Genomic DNA, 15023 nt, shown 5'->3' on the forward strand with positions numbered 1-15023 from the left:
CTTTCCTCTATTTCTTAGGCGCGATACTGCTTAATCAATTCAATAAAGTGGTCAAAAAGACCGGCACAATCGTGCGGGCCCGGGCTCGCTTCGGGGTGCCCCTGGAAGCTGAAGGCCGGACGGTCGGTGCGATGGATACCTTGCAGGGAACCATCGAACAGGGAGACGTGGGTGGCGCGCAGGCAATCCGGCAGGCTGTTCTCGTCTACCGCAAAGCCGTGGTTCTGAGCGGTGATCATGACGGTGTTGTCATCAAGGCTCTTCACCGGATGGTTGGCGCCGTGGTGGCCAAACTTCATCTTGACGGTCTTGGCACCGGAGGCCAGACCCAGCAGCTGGTGACCCAGACAGATGCCGAACACCGGCGTGTTGGTATTAAGGAAAGCCTTGATGGCCTCGATGGCGTAGTCGCACGGCTCGGGGTCGCCGGGGCCGTTGGAGAGGAAGATGCCATCCGGGTTCATCGCCAGTACCTCGGCGGCCGGGGTCTTGGCAGGCACCACGGTCAGGCGGCAGCCACGGTCAACCAGCATCCGCAGGATGTTGCGCTTGACGCCAAAGTCATAGGCCACTACGTGGTATTTCAGCTGGTCGGCATCCGGAGTGACATGCCCCTTGCCAAGCTGCCAGCTCCCTTCGGTCCAGTTGTACGCTTCACCAACCGTCACCTCTTTGGCCAGATCCATCCCCTTCAGACCGGGGAAGGCGCGGGCCTGTTCGAGAGCATAAGCTTCATCGACCTGTTTCCCGGCCAGAATGCAGCCAGCCTGAGCGCCTTTCTCGCGCAGGATGCGGGTCAGTTTACGGGTGTCGATGTCGGCGATGCCAACGATGTTGTGAGACTTGAGGTATTCGGAGAGAGATTGCTGATTGCGGAAATTGGAGGCAAGTATCGGAAGGTCCCGGATGATCAATCCCTGAGCATGGATCTGACTGGACTCTTCATCTTCGCTGTTGGTGCCGGTGTTGCCTATATGGGGGTAAGTGAGGGTGACTATCTGACGGGAATAAGAGGGATCGGTGAGGATTTCCTGATAGCCCGTCATCGACGTATTGAAAACCACTTCACCAACGGAACATCCCTCGGCGCCTATCGACACGCCTTTGAACACAGTTCCATCTTCCAGCACTAGCAATGCAGTGTGATTCAAGACAACCTCCAGTTATTTAGCTTTAAATTCAGCAATTTACCTGGGTGTTGCGGGCTCGGTTCCGGTCTTGGACAGGACTCGAACCCGGCAGATTTCTGGCAAATTGGGCGCATTCTACTTAAAAAAAGTGGCATTTCAACGTCTTTTCTCAAATGAAATGCATCTAAATTCAATAAAAAAGCAACATTACCCATTATCTATGCACTTGATCGCTTTGCAACCCCCTCCCGCGAAAGAAAAGGAAAAACCACCATCAAAAGATGCCATTAAGCCAGCGATAACGACAAAAATAAACAAAAAAACCAATTAAAACAATGACATTTAATTTTACACAAAAAAACATTAATGACAAATTTAACGCTTTTATGATGACAAGATTGAACATGAAAATTGGAAAACGTTTTTCTGCGTTTGAATTTTTAGTCTTTTCCAGTCCGTGTAAAAAAATGGCTTTATCCGCCATAAAGATGCTCAAATCTGTTACCTGGTGATGACATTCAGGAAGGGAAAATCTGGCGGATAGCGCAATAGTGTGATTTATAAGGCATTCAGATAAAAATTGCCGATAGCGTGTCTTTTTACACAAACTCTGGCTGACTGACAGCAAAAACCCCGGCAAGCCGGGGTTTTTCACTGGGTAGCTGTAGTACGAAAGTGCCGCACAGAGGCATCACTTGAGATTGAGCACATCCTGCATGTCATAAAGACCGGCACCCTGCTGACCAAGCCACTTGCCCGCCCGCACAGCACCGTTGGCGAAAGTCAGGCGACTTGAAGCTTTGTGGCTGATCTCCACCCGCTCGCCTATATCGGCAAACATGACGGTATGCTCCCCCACCAGATCGCCGGCGCGAATGGTGGCAAAGCCGATAGTGTTGCGATCCCGCTCGCCAGTGATCCCCTCGCGACCATAGACGGCGCACTCCTTGAGATCCCGACCCAGCGTTTTGGCGACCACTTCCCCCATGGAGAGGGCAGTACCGGATGGCGCATCCACCTTGTGGCGATGGTGGCCCTCGATGATCTCGATGTCGGTGTAATCCCCCATCACCTTGGCGGCCTGCTCCAGCAGCTTGAACACCAGGTTGACCCCGACCGAGTAGTTGGAGGCGAACACGATACCGATCTGCTTGCCCGCCTCTTTCAGGGCGGCCTTGCCTGCATCGTCAAAACCGGTGGTGCCGATCACCATCTGCTTGTGGTGGGCCAGCGCAAAAGCCAGATTGGCAAGGGTCACCTCGGGGCGGGTGAAGTCGATGATGAGATCAAACTCATCGCGCACCTTGTCCAGACTGTCGCTGATGGCCACACCCAGATGGCCCAGCCCATTGAGCTCACCGGCATCAAGACCGATCACCGCCGAACCCGGCCGCTCCAGCGCGGCGCCGACCACTACGCCATCGGTGTTGGTGATGGCCTCCAGCAGCACCTTGCCCATACGACCATTACAGCCCATCACGGCCACACGGATCGGATTGTCCATCTCCACCCTCTCATCTCTTTTAATTATGGAAAGAGACCGTTTTACCAGCCCGCGCCGGGTTTGAAAAGCCATGATGCCACCACGCCTTGCTGCGCTCGCCAACGGCAGCGCACACTGGCTGGCCAAGAACTTCCTTTTGGTCACAGGCCGTTTTTCATCGTCGCACTCCATCATTTGGCAGACCGGGTGCCATCTGATAGGTTCGAACGAGTGAAATGCCAGCATAAGCAAAATCAGGGCAACGCCCGTGTCGATATCAAACGAGGTGCAAGGATGAGCGCAGGATTGCTGTTTGCAGTGGGGTTGGGATCACTGACCCTGGTCATGCTGGCCGCGGCTCTGCTGTTTGGCGGGCCGAGCTCGGCACCGGCGATGGCCAGCATCAACGACCCTTTCAAGGGGAGTGACTGGAGCAATATGCCACCCCTCTCAAGATACCCGGCGCGTGACGGCACGCAGTTGGCCTATCGGCACTATGGCGCAGAGGGCAATACGAAGAACAACAAGGTCAAGGGCAGCGTGGTATTGGTTCATGGCTCTTCTGCCAGCAGCCAGAGCATGCACAAGATGGCGGACGCCTTTTCGCAAGCGGGATACGACGCCTACGCCCTCGATATTCGCGGCCATGGCGCATCGGGCAACAAAGGCACCATTGCCTACATCGGCCAGCTTGAGGACGATCTGGAAGATTTCATCAAGTCGGTAGCCCCCGACAAGCCTGCAACACTCGTCGGCTTCTCGTCAGGGGGTGGCTTTGTGCTGCGCGTTGCTGGCAGTGCGCGACAAACGCTGTTCGAGAGCTATCTGCTGCTCTCCCCCTATCTCGGCCCCACCGCCGCCAACTACCGGCCCAACAGCGGTGGCTGGGTGCGTGTCGGCTTGCCTCGCCTCATCGCCCTGAGCATCCTCAACGGTTTCCATATTTCCGCACTCAACCATCTGACCGTGCTGAACTTTGCCCTTAATGATGAGGCGAAATCCCTGCTGACCCCCTCCTACTCCTTCAACCTTGCCTCGAACTTCCAGCCAGAACGCGACTATCAGCAGAACATACGCAATGTGCAACGCCCCTGCGCCGTGATCGCAGGTGCAAATGACGAAGCCTTCCAAACAGATCAACTTGAACCTGAGTTAAGACGTCTCGGCATCTCCTGGCCTGTCACCCTGCTGCCCGGTATTGGCCACATTCCGCTGACGCTGGAACAGGATGCTCTCGCGACAGCCGTTCAGGCGGTGGAGAAACTGACACAGTAACCACACAGCCCAGGTCTTGTGTCCACGCGTTCTGGAAATATCCGTACCATGCTCACGTAGAGATAGAGAGAGGGCTGCGGGAGAAATCCCCAAGATGGCATGCAGAGATCTTATCGTTTACCTCTTTCCTTATTAAAGGCACGTGATACCCCCAGATACCCGCGGACTGCGCCAGAACAGCAATGAACAATAAACAGCGCTAACTTCTTTTTCCGAATATTCTTTGGATATCTCAACAACACCAGAATCATCAAACAAAAACACCTATCCATCTGGACGTCTATCTTGACCAAGCGAGGTTGACTCACTACTGTGGGCACCCCAATGCGGCAGGATGCCCGCCCTGTTTTCCCCCTATCCCTATCCGATACAGGTACAAAGCAGTTTATGACAGGAGGTCATTGTTCAATTTCAGAGGAACACATGATCCAGACTCAACCCAGTGCCAGGGCCTTGTTGCCACTTCTGGTTTTTCTCGCACTCTTTATCGGTACCGGTACCTGGCTGACCCTGCAGGGGGTCGAATTCGCCTTCTATCAGCTGCCCGCTCCGGTTGCAGCCCTGCCTGCGGTGATGCTGGCCCTGCTGCTTGGCAAAGAGAGCTTCAACAGCAATCTGGAGACCTTCTTCAAGGGGGTTGGCCACAGCAATATCATGGCGATGTGCCTTATCTATCTGCTGGCGGGCGCCTTTGCCAGCGTGGCCAAGGCCACCGGCGGGGTTGATGCCACCGTGGCGCTGGGCCTGTCGCTCATCCCTGGCTGGGCGCTGTTGCCCGGGCTGTTCCTCATCTCTGCCTTTATTGCTACCGCCATGGGCACCTCCATGGGCACCATAGGTGCCGTGGCCCCCGTGGCGCTGGGCGTGGCGCAGGCGGCCGGTATCGATCCGGTACTGATGGCAGGCACCATTCTCTCCGGCGCCATGTTTGGCGATAACCTCTCCATCATCTCCGACACCACCATAGCAGCAACCCGCAGTCAGGGGTGCGAGATGAAGGACAAGTTCCGCGAGAACTTCAAGATTGCGGCCCCTGCCGCCATCGCAGTGATCCTGCTCTATCTGACCCTGGGGTCAGTGGGTGAATCCCCTGCCAGCGGCAGCGCCATCGAGTTGTTCAAGGTGATGCCTTATCTGCTGATCCTGGGGCTGGCGCTCGCCGGGGTGAATGTGTTTGTGGTGCTGGGGATCGGTATTCTGGCCGCCGGAGCGGTGGGCATGATCAACGGCTACGCCATCGGTCAGTTCAGCAAGGATATCTATCAGGGTTTTACCGGCATGCAGGAGATCTTCCTGCTCTCCATGCTGATCGGCGGCCTCGGCGCCCTGATGGAGCGTCAGGGTGGACTGGCATGGATCAGCGAGCGCATCAGCGCCCTGATTGCCCGTTTCACTCGCGAGCACAATGGTGAACAGAACGAGAAAGCCGCCGAGCTCGGCATCGCCGGGGTGGTGAGCCTCACCAACCTGTGCACCGCCAACAACACGGTGGCTATTATCGTCGCCAGCAAGGTAGCTCGGGATCTCGCCGAACACCACGGTGTCACCCCGCGCCGCGCCGCCTCCATGCTCGATATTTTCTCCTGCGTGGTACAGGGTCTGATCCCCTGGGGCGCACAGGCGCTGCTGCTGGGATCCATCTTCGCCCTGTCGCCGTTGGCGGTAGTGAGCATGAGTTTCTACCCGATGGCACTCGCGGTAGCGGCACTCATTGCAGTGTTTGTGAAGCACCAGATGCGCGGCAAAGCTGACAAGTAACAGACCAGAGGCTGGCGCGCCGACATGCTGTCAACAGGGGCCACACCCTGGCCCTTGTTGACTCACTAACGGATCAGCCAGCATTTATCCCACCGTTCCGGGCATCAGCCGTCCGGGGCGGGAGTTCCCCTGTCCCCCTTAACGTCAAGAGTGAATGTGCTAAGGTAGAGCGCGTTCAAGCCATCGATGCGCAGCTATACCAGAGGTTCCCCATGCATGAGTCCCAACCCGAACGTCAATCCCTGCGCCAACTGGTTCGTCAACGCCGCAAAAATCTGAGTCCGGCCGAGCAGCAATTGGCGGCCCAACAGCTGCTGGCCCAGTTCAAGCAACACCCCGAGATCCTCGCCGCCAAACGCATTGCCCTCTATCTGGCCAATGACGGGGAGATCAACCCCTTGCCCACCATCCATTGGCTGTGGGCCCAGCACAAAGAGGTCTACCTGCCGGTGCTCCACCCCTTTACTCCGGGTCACCTGCTCTTTTTGCGCTATACCGCCACCAGCCCCATGGTGCGCAACCGCTACGGCATCGAAGAGCCGGAGCTGGATATCCTGCAGGTGGTGCCCCACAGCACGCTCGATCTTATCTGCACCCCGCTGGTCGCCTTTGATGCCCAGGGCAATCGCCTTGGCATGGGGGGCGGCTACTACGATCGCACTCTCGCCATCTGGCATGAGCACAAGTTGGGCCCCAAGCCACTCGGTATTGCCCACGACTGCCAGCAGGTAGATGCCGTCCCGCAAGAGGAGTGGGATGTGCCGCTGCCCCAGATCATCACCCCGAGCCACTGCTGGCGCTTTGAATAGGCTGTTTTTGGCAGGCAATCCCGGCTTTGTGCGCGCAAACGCAGAATAAACAGGCAAACGATTTACAAAGTCCCTCTTTTTGCCCCGGAACGTGAGCAACAAGGTCGCGACGGGGTACCGGGTTGGATATAATGCGCCCGCTTTTTTCTTAAGGAACGATCATGACTCAAGATGAAATGAAGAAGGCGGCCGGTTGGGCTGCGCTCAAGTATGTGGTTCCCGGCACCATCGTCGGGGTGGGCACCGGCTCTACCGTCAACCACTTTATCGACGCGCTGGCGACCATGAAGGACGAGATCAAGGGGGCGGTATCCAGCTCCGTGGCCTCTACCGAGCGCCTCAAGGGCTTCGGCATCACCGTATATGATCTCAACGAGATCGAGGCCCTCTCCGTCTATGTGGATGGCGCCGACGAGATCAACGCAACCCGCGACATGATCAAGGGCGGTGGCGCAGCCCTGACCCGCGAGAAGATCGTTGCCGCCGTCGCTGATAAGTTCATCTGCATCATCGACAACACCAAGACCGTCGACGTGCTGGGCAAGTTCCCGCTGCCGGTTGAAGTGATCCCCATGGCCCGCGAATACGTGGCCCGTGAAATCCGCAAACTGGGTGGCAACCCGGTGTGGCGTGAAGGGGTGGTCACCGACAACGGCAACCACATTCTGGATGTAAAAGGCATGGCCATTACCGACGCCAAGGCGCTGGAAGTGAGACTGAACGCCATCGTTGGCGTGGTCACCAACGGCCTGTTCGCCGCCCGCGGCGCCGACGTGGTCCTGATCGGTACGCCGGACGGCGTGATTACCCAGTAATCCCGACACCGGCAGCACAGTGCAGCGGCATCCTCCCTCGCACGCTAGCGCCACTCTGCCAGCCCTGACGCAGCAGCGGCGTTGATTGAGCCCCGGGATGGGATATGACCCAAACATTGCACTGTGAATAAATGACGGCGCCTGATGGCGCCGTTTTTATTTATCCCTCAACAAGTTGCATACGGATGTTTACAACATTCGTTGATAACTTCAAAGAATTTGACTTTCGTCACAAATATTCCCTCTCCCAAACGTTTTTGCTACTTTACGGTTTTCTTCGCACACCAAATCTGCACTTACGTTTGCACATACAGAGGGATCGTCATGACTGCCAAGTTTTCGTTGGACAAGGATAAAATCAAGGTTCTGCTGCTGGAGGGGGTTCACCCCAACACCGTAGAGACCTTTCGTGCCGCAGGTTACACCAGTGTGGAGTATCTCAAGACCTCGCTCTCCGAAGAGGAGCTGATCGAGCAGATCCGCGACGTCCATTTCATCGGGCTGCGCTCCCGCACCCAGATCACCGAGAAAGTCCTCGACGCCGCCAACAAGCTGGTCGCCATCGGCTGCTTCTGCATCGGTACCAACCAGGTCGAGCTGGAAGCGGCCCAGATCCGCGGTATTCCGGTCTTCAACGCACCCTTCTCCAACACCCGTTCGGTCGCCGAGCTGGTACTGGGCGAGATCCTGCTGCTGCTGCGCGGCATCCCCGAGAAAAACGCCAAGTGCCATCGCGGCGTGTGGGAAAAACTGGCCAACCGCTCGGTGGAAGCGCGCGGCAAGAAGCTCGGCATCATCGGCTACGGCCACATCGGTACCCAGCTTGGCATCATCGCCGAAAGCATCGGCATGAAGGTTTATTACTACGATATCGAGAACAAGCTCTCGCTGGGCAACGCCATCCAGGTGCCAAGCATGGTCGAGCTGCTCAATATGTCTGACGTCATCAGCCTGCACGTACCGGAGACCGCCTCCACCAAGAACATGATCGGTGCCGAGCAACTGCGGATGATGAAGCCGGGCGCCATCTTCATCAACGCCGCCCGCGGTACTGTGGTGGATATCGATGCGCTGGCTGACGTCATCAAGAGCGGCCATATTGCCGGCGCCGCCATCGACGTCTTCCCGGTCGAGCCCAAGTCCAATGACGAGGAGTTCCAAAGCCCGCTGCGTGGGCTGGAGAACGTGATCCTGACCCCGCACATCGGTGGCACCACCCATGAAGCGCAGGAGAACATCGGGCTGGAAGTGGCCAACAAGCTGGTCAAATACTCCGACAACGGCTCCACCCTCTCCGCCGTCAATTTCCCGGAAGTGTCGCTGCCGGGCCACAAGGGCTCCAGCCGCCTGCTGCACATTCACCGCAACCAGCCGGGCGTGATGAACCAGATCAACCAGATCTTCGCCGAAGAGGGGATCAACATCGCCGGTCAATACCTGCAGACCAGCAGCCATATCGGTTACGTGGTGATCGACGTGGAGACCGAGCACAGCGAGAAGGCGCTCGCCAAGCTCAAGGAGATCAACGGCACCATCCGTGCCCGCATCCTCCACTGATAGACCCGTATCTGCGCAGCAAAAAGCCCGTCGTGATGACGGGCTTTTTTATGAAGCAGAACCTAAAGGCAGCGTAGTGGCTTACCACCACCCCAACAGGTTGCGACCTACCAGCGCCCCCCATACCAAGGCATTGAGGGCCAGCGCGATAAAAACGGCGGCGGAGCCCAGATCCTTGGCGCGGCCGGAGAGCTCATGATGCTCGGAGCCAACCCGGTCTACCACAGCTTCAATGGCGGAGTTGAGGATCTCGACGATCACCACCAGCCAGCTGATGACGATAAGCAGCAGGATCTGGTTGAGAGAATCCCCCAGCCAGAAGGCAAGTGGCATCAGCAACAGGATCAGCATCAGCTCCTGCCGAAAAGCCGCCTCGTTAATCCAGGCTGACTTGAGCCCCTTCATGCTGTAACCGGTTGCGTTGATGATGCGGGTGACCCCGGTTGCCCCTGGCTTTGCCACGCTAACTACCTCATTTGGAATCGATTTTGGCCTCACATCCTATCAGAGCCCCCCAAGGTTTCAATCAGGGGACTTTTGCTTTATTTTATCTCTTTGCTTTTTCGCCCCTTGCGGCTGACACCACCCACTCGAGACTTGAGTTGTATGTCCATTCACACAGATGAATTGCGCACCCGTCGCCTGGAGTCACTGATCACTCCGAGCGAGCTTGCACACGCGTTTCCGATCACCGATACCATTGCCCAGAATCTGCTGGATGCCCGTCGCGAAGTGGAAGCCATTCTGGCCGGAGACGATCAGCGCCTGCTGGTCATTGTCGGCCCCTGCTCTATCCATGATCCCGCTGCTGCTCGCGAGTATGCCCAGCGCCTCAACGCCCTGCGCGAGCAGTATAAAGAGAGCCTCTGCATCGTGATGCGCACCTATTTCGAGAAGCCGCGCACCATCGTCGGCTGGAAAGGGCTGATCAATGATCCGCGCCTCGATGGCAGTTTCGACGTCAACGAAGGGCTGAAACTGGCGCGCAAACTGCTGGTCGACATCAACGAGATCGGCATGCCAACCGCCACCGAATTCCTCGATATGGTGACTGGCCAGTATATTGCCGACCTCATCACCTGGGGCGCCATCGGCGCTCGTACCACCGAATCCCAGGTACACCGCGAGATGGCTTCGGCCCTCTCCTGCCCGGTCGGCTTCAAGAACGGCACCGACGGCAATACCCGCATCGCCATCGATGCGGTGCGCGCCGCCCGTCACAGCCACATCTTCTATTCGCCGGACAAGGACGGCAAGATGACCATCTACCGCACCGCCGGTAACCCCTTTGGTCATGTGATCCTGCGTGGCGGCCACCGACCCAACTACGACACCGCCAGTGTCGATGAAGCCTGTGAAGCGTTGGCCGATGTGGGCCTGCCGGAGCGTCTGGTGGTCGATTTCAGCCACGGCAACAGCATGAAGGATCACCGCCGTCAGCTGCTGGTGGCGCAAGATATCTGCGATCAGCTGCGCCGCGGCCGTACCGGCATCGCCGGCATCATGGCAGAAAGCTTCCTGGTGGAAGGGCGTCAGGATGTGGAGAACGGCTGCGCCGCCACCTTCGGCCAGAGCATCACTGATGCCTGCCTGTCATGGAGCGACACCGAAACCCTGCTGGCGATGCTGGCCGAAGCGGCGCAGGTGCGCCTGAGCAAACAGGCTTGAACTGCGAATAAAACCAAGGGGGCCGATATTTTTGATACCGGCCTCTTCTTCTTGCTGTCGGCCGATTACGCTTCGCTAATCGACCCTACATGCGCGCTCTTTCCTGTACACCCTACTTACAAACTGGGCATAAACCACACCCGGCCAGCCGCTTCGATGCGGTCGGTGCGGATCTGGAATACCTGCTCCAGCAGCGCCTCATCCACCAGCTCGACACCCCCTTCGCGCACCACCGCCCCCCCTTGCAGGCAGAGAATGCGGTCGGCCCAGTCGATGGCCAGATTGATATCGTGGATGGCAAGCACCACCAGCAAGCCTTGCCCGGCCAGGGTTTTCAGCAACCGCAATAGCGCCAGCTGGTGATGCAGGTCGAGCCCCGCCAGCGGCTCGTCCAGCAGCAGCACCTTGCCGGTCGGATTGAGGCCCGGCCACACCTGCAGCAGGGTGCGGGCAATCAGCACCCGCTGCTGCTCGCCCCCCGACAACCGGCTGAAGTCACGAGCCAGCAAGGCTTCCAGCTCCAATGCCTCGCACAGTGCGTTTATCGCCTCATTCTGTCTGGCGGGCGCAACCGCCTCATCGAACCCCAGGCTCAACACCTGAAACACCGGAATATGAAACAGCTGGGGCTGACGCTGGGGCAGCATGGCGCGCCGTTTGGCAAGCTCGGGCCAACTCATGTCAGTAAGCACTTCCCCCCCCAGCAGCACTGTGCCATCGGCGGGTAAAATCCCCGCCAGCGCCCCGAGCAGAGTCGACTTACCACTGCCATTGGGGCCAAGCAGCGCCACCAGCTGGCCACCATGCCAGCGGATATCTAGGGGAGAGAGCCGTCCGGCAATGGCGAGTGCGCGCGCCTCCAGCAGCGGCGCAGTAGCACGAGAAGAAACCGGCATGGGATCAGCGGGTGACATCGGCATCTTGCCTCAACAAAGGGTAAATAAGGAGACTGCGCGCCCCGACCAAATCATGCAGATATTCATGCAGCACCATCGGCAGTTTGCCTCAATAGCAGGTAGATAAAGAGCGGCGCCCCCACCGAGGCGGTGATGACGCCGATAGGCAACTCCCCCGCGCTCAGGGTGGATCGAGCAACCAGATCGGCCGCCAGCAGCAGGGCCCCGCCGCCAAGCGCCGAAGCAGGCAGCAGAAAGCGCTGATCGCTGCCACCGCAGAGCCGCAGCAGATGGGGCACCACCAACCCGACAAAACCGATCACGCCGCACAATGACACCGCCACACCGGTCAGCAGACAGACCGCCAGCACCAGCCGCACCCGCATCTTGTCGACATCCATCCCCATCAGGCGGGCCTGAGTCTCCCCCAACAACAACTGTTGCAGCGCCTTGCCCTGCCAGCAGAGCCAGCCCAGGGTAAGCGGCAGCACCAGCCACCACCAGCCGAACTGCTGGCTGCCGTAAGAGAGGCTCCCCATCATCCAGAACATGAATTCACGCAAGGAGCCATCGTCGGCAAAGTACATCAACCAGGTCATGGCCGCATTGGTGAGGATGCCGATGGCCACCCCAAACAATAGCAAGCGGGCATGACCGAGACGCGCCCGGCGAGCCAGCCGAATGAGCAACATGGTCACCAGCAAGGCGCCACCGAAGGCCGCCAGCGACAGCCCCCAGCCGGGCAGATAGAGGCCGAGGGACTTGGCCACCGCCATCGCCACCATGGCGGCAAGGCCTGCCCCGCTTGAAACGCCAAGCAACCCGGGTTCGGCCACCGGGTTGTGCAGCATCACCTGCAACACGGCGCCGCCACAAGCAAGCGCGGCGCCAGCCAAGAGGGCCAGCAAGGCGCGCGGCAGGCGCAGCTCCAGCAGGATGCGCTGTTCGAGATCGCCAAGGGGCTGCCAGGGCAGCAGCACAAACTCGCCCCAGACGAGGGAGAAGAGAAACAGCAGCAGGGTCAGCAGCGTCAGGCCACAGAGCCAGCGCCGCTGCCAGCGCTGCTGACGGGCGATAAGGGAGAGGTACAAGGAGGATCCCCGACAATAACAAGGCTTCATCCCCGGCCCGGTCGCAGCGCCGGGGGGAAGCAGGAAAAGGGCATAATAACAGTGGCTTGCCACCCAAGGTCAAGGCTGGTAACGCTTTGCCATCACCCTTATCTCGCCGCTGGCCACCAGATTTTGCAGCGCCACCAGCAAGGGCTGGCGCAGCGACTGGTGAGGTGAGTGCTTGCTCATCCCCAGATAGAGGGTCACCGGCGTGGCGGGGCGGTAGTCCGCCTTGCCTATCCGGCTGGCATTTCCCTGACTCAGGGCATAGTCCACCTGACAGTCAGTGCCAATCATCAGCGGCAGGTGACCCCGCTGCACCATGCGCAGCAGCTGATCTTCGGTGGGTACTCCGTGCTTGTCGAGGCGACTGTCACTGTTGAAGGGCTCAAAGTAGGCGGAGTTGAGCACATAGCCCACCTTCACCCCCTGCAGATCGCGGTATTGGTGGATCCGAGCCACATTGACCGGCTGACCATAAAACGCGGGCCAGCACTGGTAGTAGGCAGGCTGCAGATAGTCGATAAACTGCGCCCGCTCGGCGGTATAGGCGAGGCCAATCATCAGATCGACCTGACCGGTCTGCATCTGCTTGAGCGCCCTGCCCCACGGCATCCGCCGTACCTGCAACTCAATGCCGCTCGCCTGTTGCAACCGGCGCAGGATGTCCATGTCGAGCCCCTGCAACCGGCCATCCGCTTGCAGGATGCGAAATGGCGGCCACAGATCGGTGGCTACCGTCAGCGTCGGGGTCGCACGCACCGGCATGGCAAATAACAGTAACAACACTATCCCGCATAACTTGCCCATCCCGTCGCATACCTCGCACGGCTTATCCTGTTGGTTAAAAATACCCTCCCGCACCACGTATGAAAACCCGTGGTTCAGGGATAAAATGCGCCGGATTTTCAAGGAGAACCCTATGAACCCGATTTTCACCAGTATCGGTCTGCTGCTCTGCAGCAACGTCTTTATGACCTTCGCCTGGTACGCTCACCTCAAGAGCATGAACCATAAACCCTGGATCATTGCCGCCCTGGTGAGCTGGGGTATCGCCCTGTTCGAATACCTGCTGCAAGTGCCCGCCAACCGCATCGGCCATACGGTGATGAGCGTGGGCCAACTTAAAATCCTGCAAGAAGTGATCACACTCACCGTATTCGTCCCCTTCTCTATCTTCTATCTCAAAGAAGATCTGAAATGGGACTATCTCTGGGCAGGGCTCTGCATTCTCGGTGCGGTCTTTTTTGTATTTCGCGAGAAACTGACCGGCGCCTGAGGCTGTACACTCAATATCATCCCGCTCATGGCATCTCATTGATCGACGAGGCAAAAAAATGGAATTGCGAGACATGTTACAGATCCTGGCCAAGCAGGATGGCTCAGACTCTATCTGTCGACCGGCGCGCCCCCCTGCGCCAAGTTTAACGGCGGCCTGCGCCCCCTCAACGAAACGCCGCTGGAGCCGGGTGAAGTGGCGCGGATCGCCGCCGAGATCATGGATGGCGAGCAGAAACTGCAATTTGACAAGGAGCTGGAGATGAACCTTGCCATCTCCCTGCCCCAGATCGGCCGCTTTCGGGTCAACATCTTCAAGCAGCGCAACGAAGTCTCTCTGGTGGCCCGCAACATCAAGACCGAAATCCCCCGCTTTGAAGATCTCAAACTCCCGCCTGTGCTGCTCGACACCATCATGGAGAAACGCGGTCTGGTACTGTTTGTCGGCGGCACCGGCTCGGGTAAATCTACCTCGCTGGCGGCGCTTATCGACCACCGCAACCGCAACAGCGGCGGCCACATCATTACCATCGAGGATCCGGTGGAGTTCGTTCATCGCCACCGCAAGAGCATCATCAACCAGCGGGAGGTTGGCGTGGATACCCGCAGCTTCCACGCCGCCCTGAAAAACACCCTGCGTCAGGCGCCGGACGTCATTCTTATCGGCGAGATCCGCGATCGCGAGACCATGGAGCATGCGCTGGCCTTCTCCGAAACCGGCCACCTTGCCATCTCCACCCTGCACGCCAACAACGCCAACCAGGCGCTGGATCGCATCATCAACTTCTTCCCCGAGGAGCGCCGCCCCCAGCTGCTCAACGATCTGGGCAACAACCTCAAGGCTTTTGTCTCCCAGCGGCTGGTGAAAACCACCGATGGCGGCCGCCGGGCCGCAGTGGAGATCATGCTTGGCACCCACACCATCCGCGACATGATCAAGCGCGGCGAATTTGGTGGTCTCAAAGAGGTGATGGAAAAATCCAAGGCCCTCGGCATGGTCACCTTCGACAGTGCCCTGTTTGATCTGGTAGTGGAAGGGGTAATTGAGGAAGAAGAGGCGGTGAAAAACGCCGACTCGGCCAACAACCTGCGCCTCAAGATCAAGCTGTGGAAGGAGAAGGGGCAGATTGCTAGCAGCAGCGATGCCACCGGCTGGAGTCTCGAACCCACCAAGGACGAGAAGGGCGATTTTTTCTAACCTGTCCCCTCGAGAACCCCGGACCCGCCCGGGGTTCTCTTTAT

General features: G+C 58.4%; 14 protein-coding genes and 1 pseudogene. 8 read left to right on the forward strand and 7 right to left on the reverse strand.

The window, feature by feature from the left end; genetic code table 11:
- Positions 1-14: 14 nt before the first annotated feature.
- The 3 genes from carA to dapB all read right to left on the reverse strand — a co-directional run bounded on the left by carA (position 15) and on the right by dapB (position 2634).
- The gene (carA, locus tag ACTG2S_RS14630; RefSeq protein ID WP_005337628.1) at positions 15-1151 is read right to left on the reverse strand and encodes a glutamine-hydrolyzing carbamoyl-phosphate synthase small subunit; all 1137 of its coding nucleotides are present in this window, start codon (positions 1149-1151) and stop codon (positions 15-17) included.
- A gap of 253 nt (positions 1152-1404) precedes the next feature.
- Entirely contained in the window at positions 1405-1785 is a 381-nt protein-coding gene (locus ACTG2S_RS14635) for a hypothetical protein (protein WP_274160276.1), read from the reverse strand.
- 36 nt (positions 1786-1821) lie between these two features.
- The gene (gene dapB / locus ACTG2S_RS14640; protein ID WP_005347132.1) at positions 1822-2634 is read right to left on the reverse strand and encodes a 4-hydroxy-tetrahydrodipicolinate reductase; all 813 of its coding nucleotides are present in this window, start codon (positions 2632-2634) and stop codon (positions 1822-1824) included.
- A 273-nt stretch (positions 2635-2907) separates the two neighbouring features.
- Here dapB and ACTG2S_RS14645 point away from each other — a divergent pair, with 273 nt between their 5' ends.
- The 5 genes from ACTG2S_RS14645 (at position 2908) to serA (ending at position 8827) form a co-directional block, all read left to right on the forward strand.
- Positions 2908-3888, forward strand: coding sequence for an alpha/beta hydrolase (locus ACTG2S_RS14645; RefSeq protein WP_274160277.1), 981 nt, complete (start codon positions 2908-2910; stop codon positions 3886-3888).
- A 423-nt stretch (positions 3889-4311) separates the two neighbouring features.
- A complete protein-coding gene (locus ACTG2S_RS14650) occupies positions 4312-5646 on the forward strand; it encodes a Na+/H+ antiporter NhaC family protein (RefSeq protein WP_042083870.1) in 1335 nt (444 codons plus the stop codon).
- Positions 5647-5858: 212 nt separating this feature from the next.
- On the forward strand, positions 5859-6455 hold the full coding sequence (locus ACTG2S_RS14655; protein ID WP_058059524.1) for a 5-formyltetrahydrofolate cyclo-ligase: 597 nt from the start codon (positions 5859-5861) through the stop codon (positions 6453-6455).
- 161 nt (positions 6456-6616) lie between these two features.
- Positions 6617-7270, forward strand: a complete 654-nt coding sequence (gene rpiA, locus ACTG2S_RS14660) for a ribose-5-phosphate isomerase RpiA (RefSeq protein ID WP_274160278.1) — start codon at positions 6617-6619, stop codon at positions 7268-7270.
- Between the two features lie 324 nt (positions 7271-7594).
- On the forward strand, positions 7595-8827 hold the full coding sequence (serA, locus tag ACTG2S_RS14665; protein ID WP_005337639.1) for a phosphoglycerate dehydrogenase: 1233 nt from the start codon (positions 7595-7597) through the stop codon (positions 8825-8827).
- 81 nt (positions 8828-8908) lie between these two features.
- Here serA and ACTG2S_RS14670 read toward each other — a convergent pair whose 3' ends face one another.
- A complete protein-coding gene (locus tag ACTG2S_RS14670; RefSeq protein ID WP_005337641.1) occupies positions 8909-9289 on the reverse strand; it encodes a diacylglycerol kinase in 381 nt (126 codons plus the stop codon).
- Between the two features lie 144 nt (positions 9290-9433).
- Here ACTG2S_RS14670 and ACTG2S_RS14675 point away from each other — a divergent pair, with 144 nt between their 5' ends.
- On the forward strand, positions 9434-10495 hold the full coding sequence (locus ACTG2S_RS14675; RefSeq protein ID WP_064336455.1) for a 3-deoxy-7-phosphoheptulonate synthase: 1062 nt from the start codon (positions 9434-9436) through the stop codon (positions 10493-10495).
- A gap of 116 nt (positions 10496-10611) precedes the next feature.
- Here ACTG2S_RS14675 and ACTG2S_RS14680 read toward each other — a convergent pair whose 3' ends face one another.
- The 3 genes from ACTG2S_RS14680 to ACTG2S_RS14690 form a co-directional block, all read right to left on the reverse strand.
- Complete coding sequence (locus ACTG2S_RS14680; protein WP_274160364.1) at positions 10612-11409, reverse strand: ATP-binding cassette domain-containing protein; 798 nt, start codon at positions 11407-11409, stop codon at positions 10612-10614.
- Positions 11410-11474: 65 nt separating this feature from the next.
- Positions 11475-12482, reverse strand: a complete 1008-nt coding sequence (btuC, locus tag ACTG2S_RS14685) for a vitamin B12 ABC transporter permease BtuC (RefSeq protein ID WP_043825636.1) — start codon at positions 12480-12482, stop codon at positions 11475-11477.
- A 99-nt stretch (positions 12483-12581) separates the two neighbouring features.
- Positions 12582-13313 carry a substrate-binding periplasmic protein gene (locus tag ACTG2S_RS14690; RefSeq protein ID WP_043825634.1) on the reverse strand — a complete coding sequence of 244 codons (732 nt, stop codon included), beginning with the start codon at positions 13311-13313 and terminating at the stop codon, positions 12582-12584.
- Positions 13314-13425: 112 nt separating this feature from the next.
- Here ACTG2S_RS14690 and ACTG2S_RS14695 point away from each other — a divergent pair, with 112 nt between their 5' ends.
- A complete protein-coding gene (locus ACTG2S_RS14695) occupies positions 13426-13782 on the forward strand; it encodes a DMT family protein (RefSeq protein ID WP_005337656.1) in 357 nt (118 codons plus the stop codon).
- A gap of 58 nt (positions 13783-13840) precedes the next feature.
- Positions 13841-14979, forward strand: a pseudogene (gene tapW / locus ACTG2S_RS14700) (type IVa pilus ATPase TapW).
- Positions 14980-15023: the final 44 nt, after the last annotated feature.

It is taken from the genome of Aeromonas sp. 82P (assembly GCF_051919365.1).
Classification (GTDB): Bacteria; Pseudomonadota; Gammaproteobacteria; order Enterobacterales; family Aeromonadaceae; genus Aeromonas; species Aeromonas veronii.

What these genes read in the sequence shown, in the direction of transcription:
- dapB (WP_005347132.1), bottom strand. Translation starts at nt 2,634, where the DNA reads ATGGACAATCCGATCCGTGTGGCCGTGATGGGCTGTAATGGTCGTATG.
- ACTG2S_RS14645 (WP_274160277.1), top strand. Translation starts at nt 2,908, where the DNA reads ATGAGCGCAGGATTGCTGTTTGCAGTGGGGTTGGGATCACTGACCCTG.
- ACTG2S_RS14650 (WP_042083870.1), top strand. Translation starts at nt 4,312, where the DNA reads ATGATCCAGACTCAACCCAGTGCCAGGGCCTTGTTGCCACTTCTGGTT.
- ACTG2S_RS14655 (WP_058059524.1), top strand. Translation starts at nt 5,859, where the DNA reads ATGCATGAGTCCCAACCCGAACGTCAATCCCTGCGCCAACTGGTTCGT.
- rpiA (WP_274160278.1), top strand. Translation starts at nt 6,617, where the DNA reads ATGACTCAAGATGAAATGAAGAAGGCGGCCGGTTGGGCTGCGCTCAAG.
- serA (WP_005337639.1), top strand. Translation starts at nt 7,595, where the DNA reads ATGACTGCCAAGTTTTCGTTGGACAAGGATAAAATCAAGGTTCTGCTG.
- ACTG2S_RS14675 (WP_064336455.1), top strand. Translation starts at nt 9,434, where the DNA reads ATGTCCATTCACACAGATGAATTGCGCACCCGTCGCCTGGAGTCACTG.
- ACTG2S_RS14680 (WP_274160364.1), bottom strand. Translation starts at nt 11,409, where the DNA reads ATGTCACCCGCTGATCCCATGCCGGTTTCTTCTCGTGCTACTGCGCCG.
- ACTG2S_RS14690 (WP_043825634.1), bottom strand. Translation starts at nt 13,313, where the DNA reads ATGGGCAAGTTATGCGGGATAGTGTTGTTACTGTTATTTGCCATGCCG.
- ACTG2S_RS14695 (WP_005337656.1), top strand. Translation starts at nt 13,426, where the DNA reads ATGAACCCGATTTTCACCAGTATCGGTCTGCTGCTCTGCAGCAACGTC.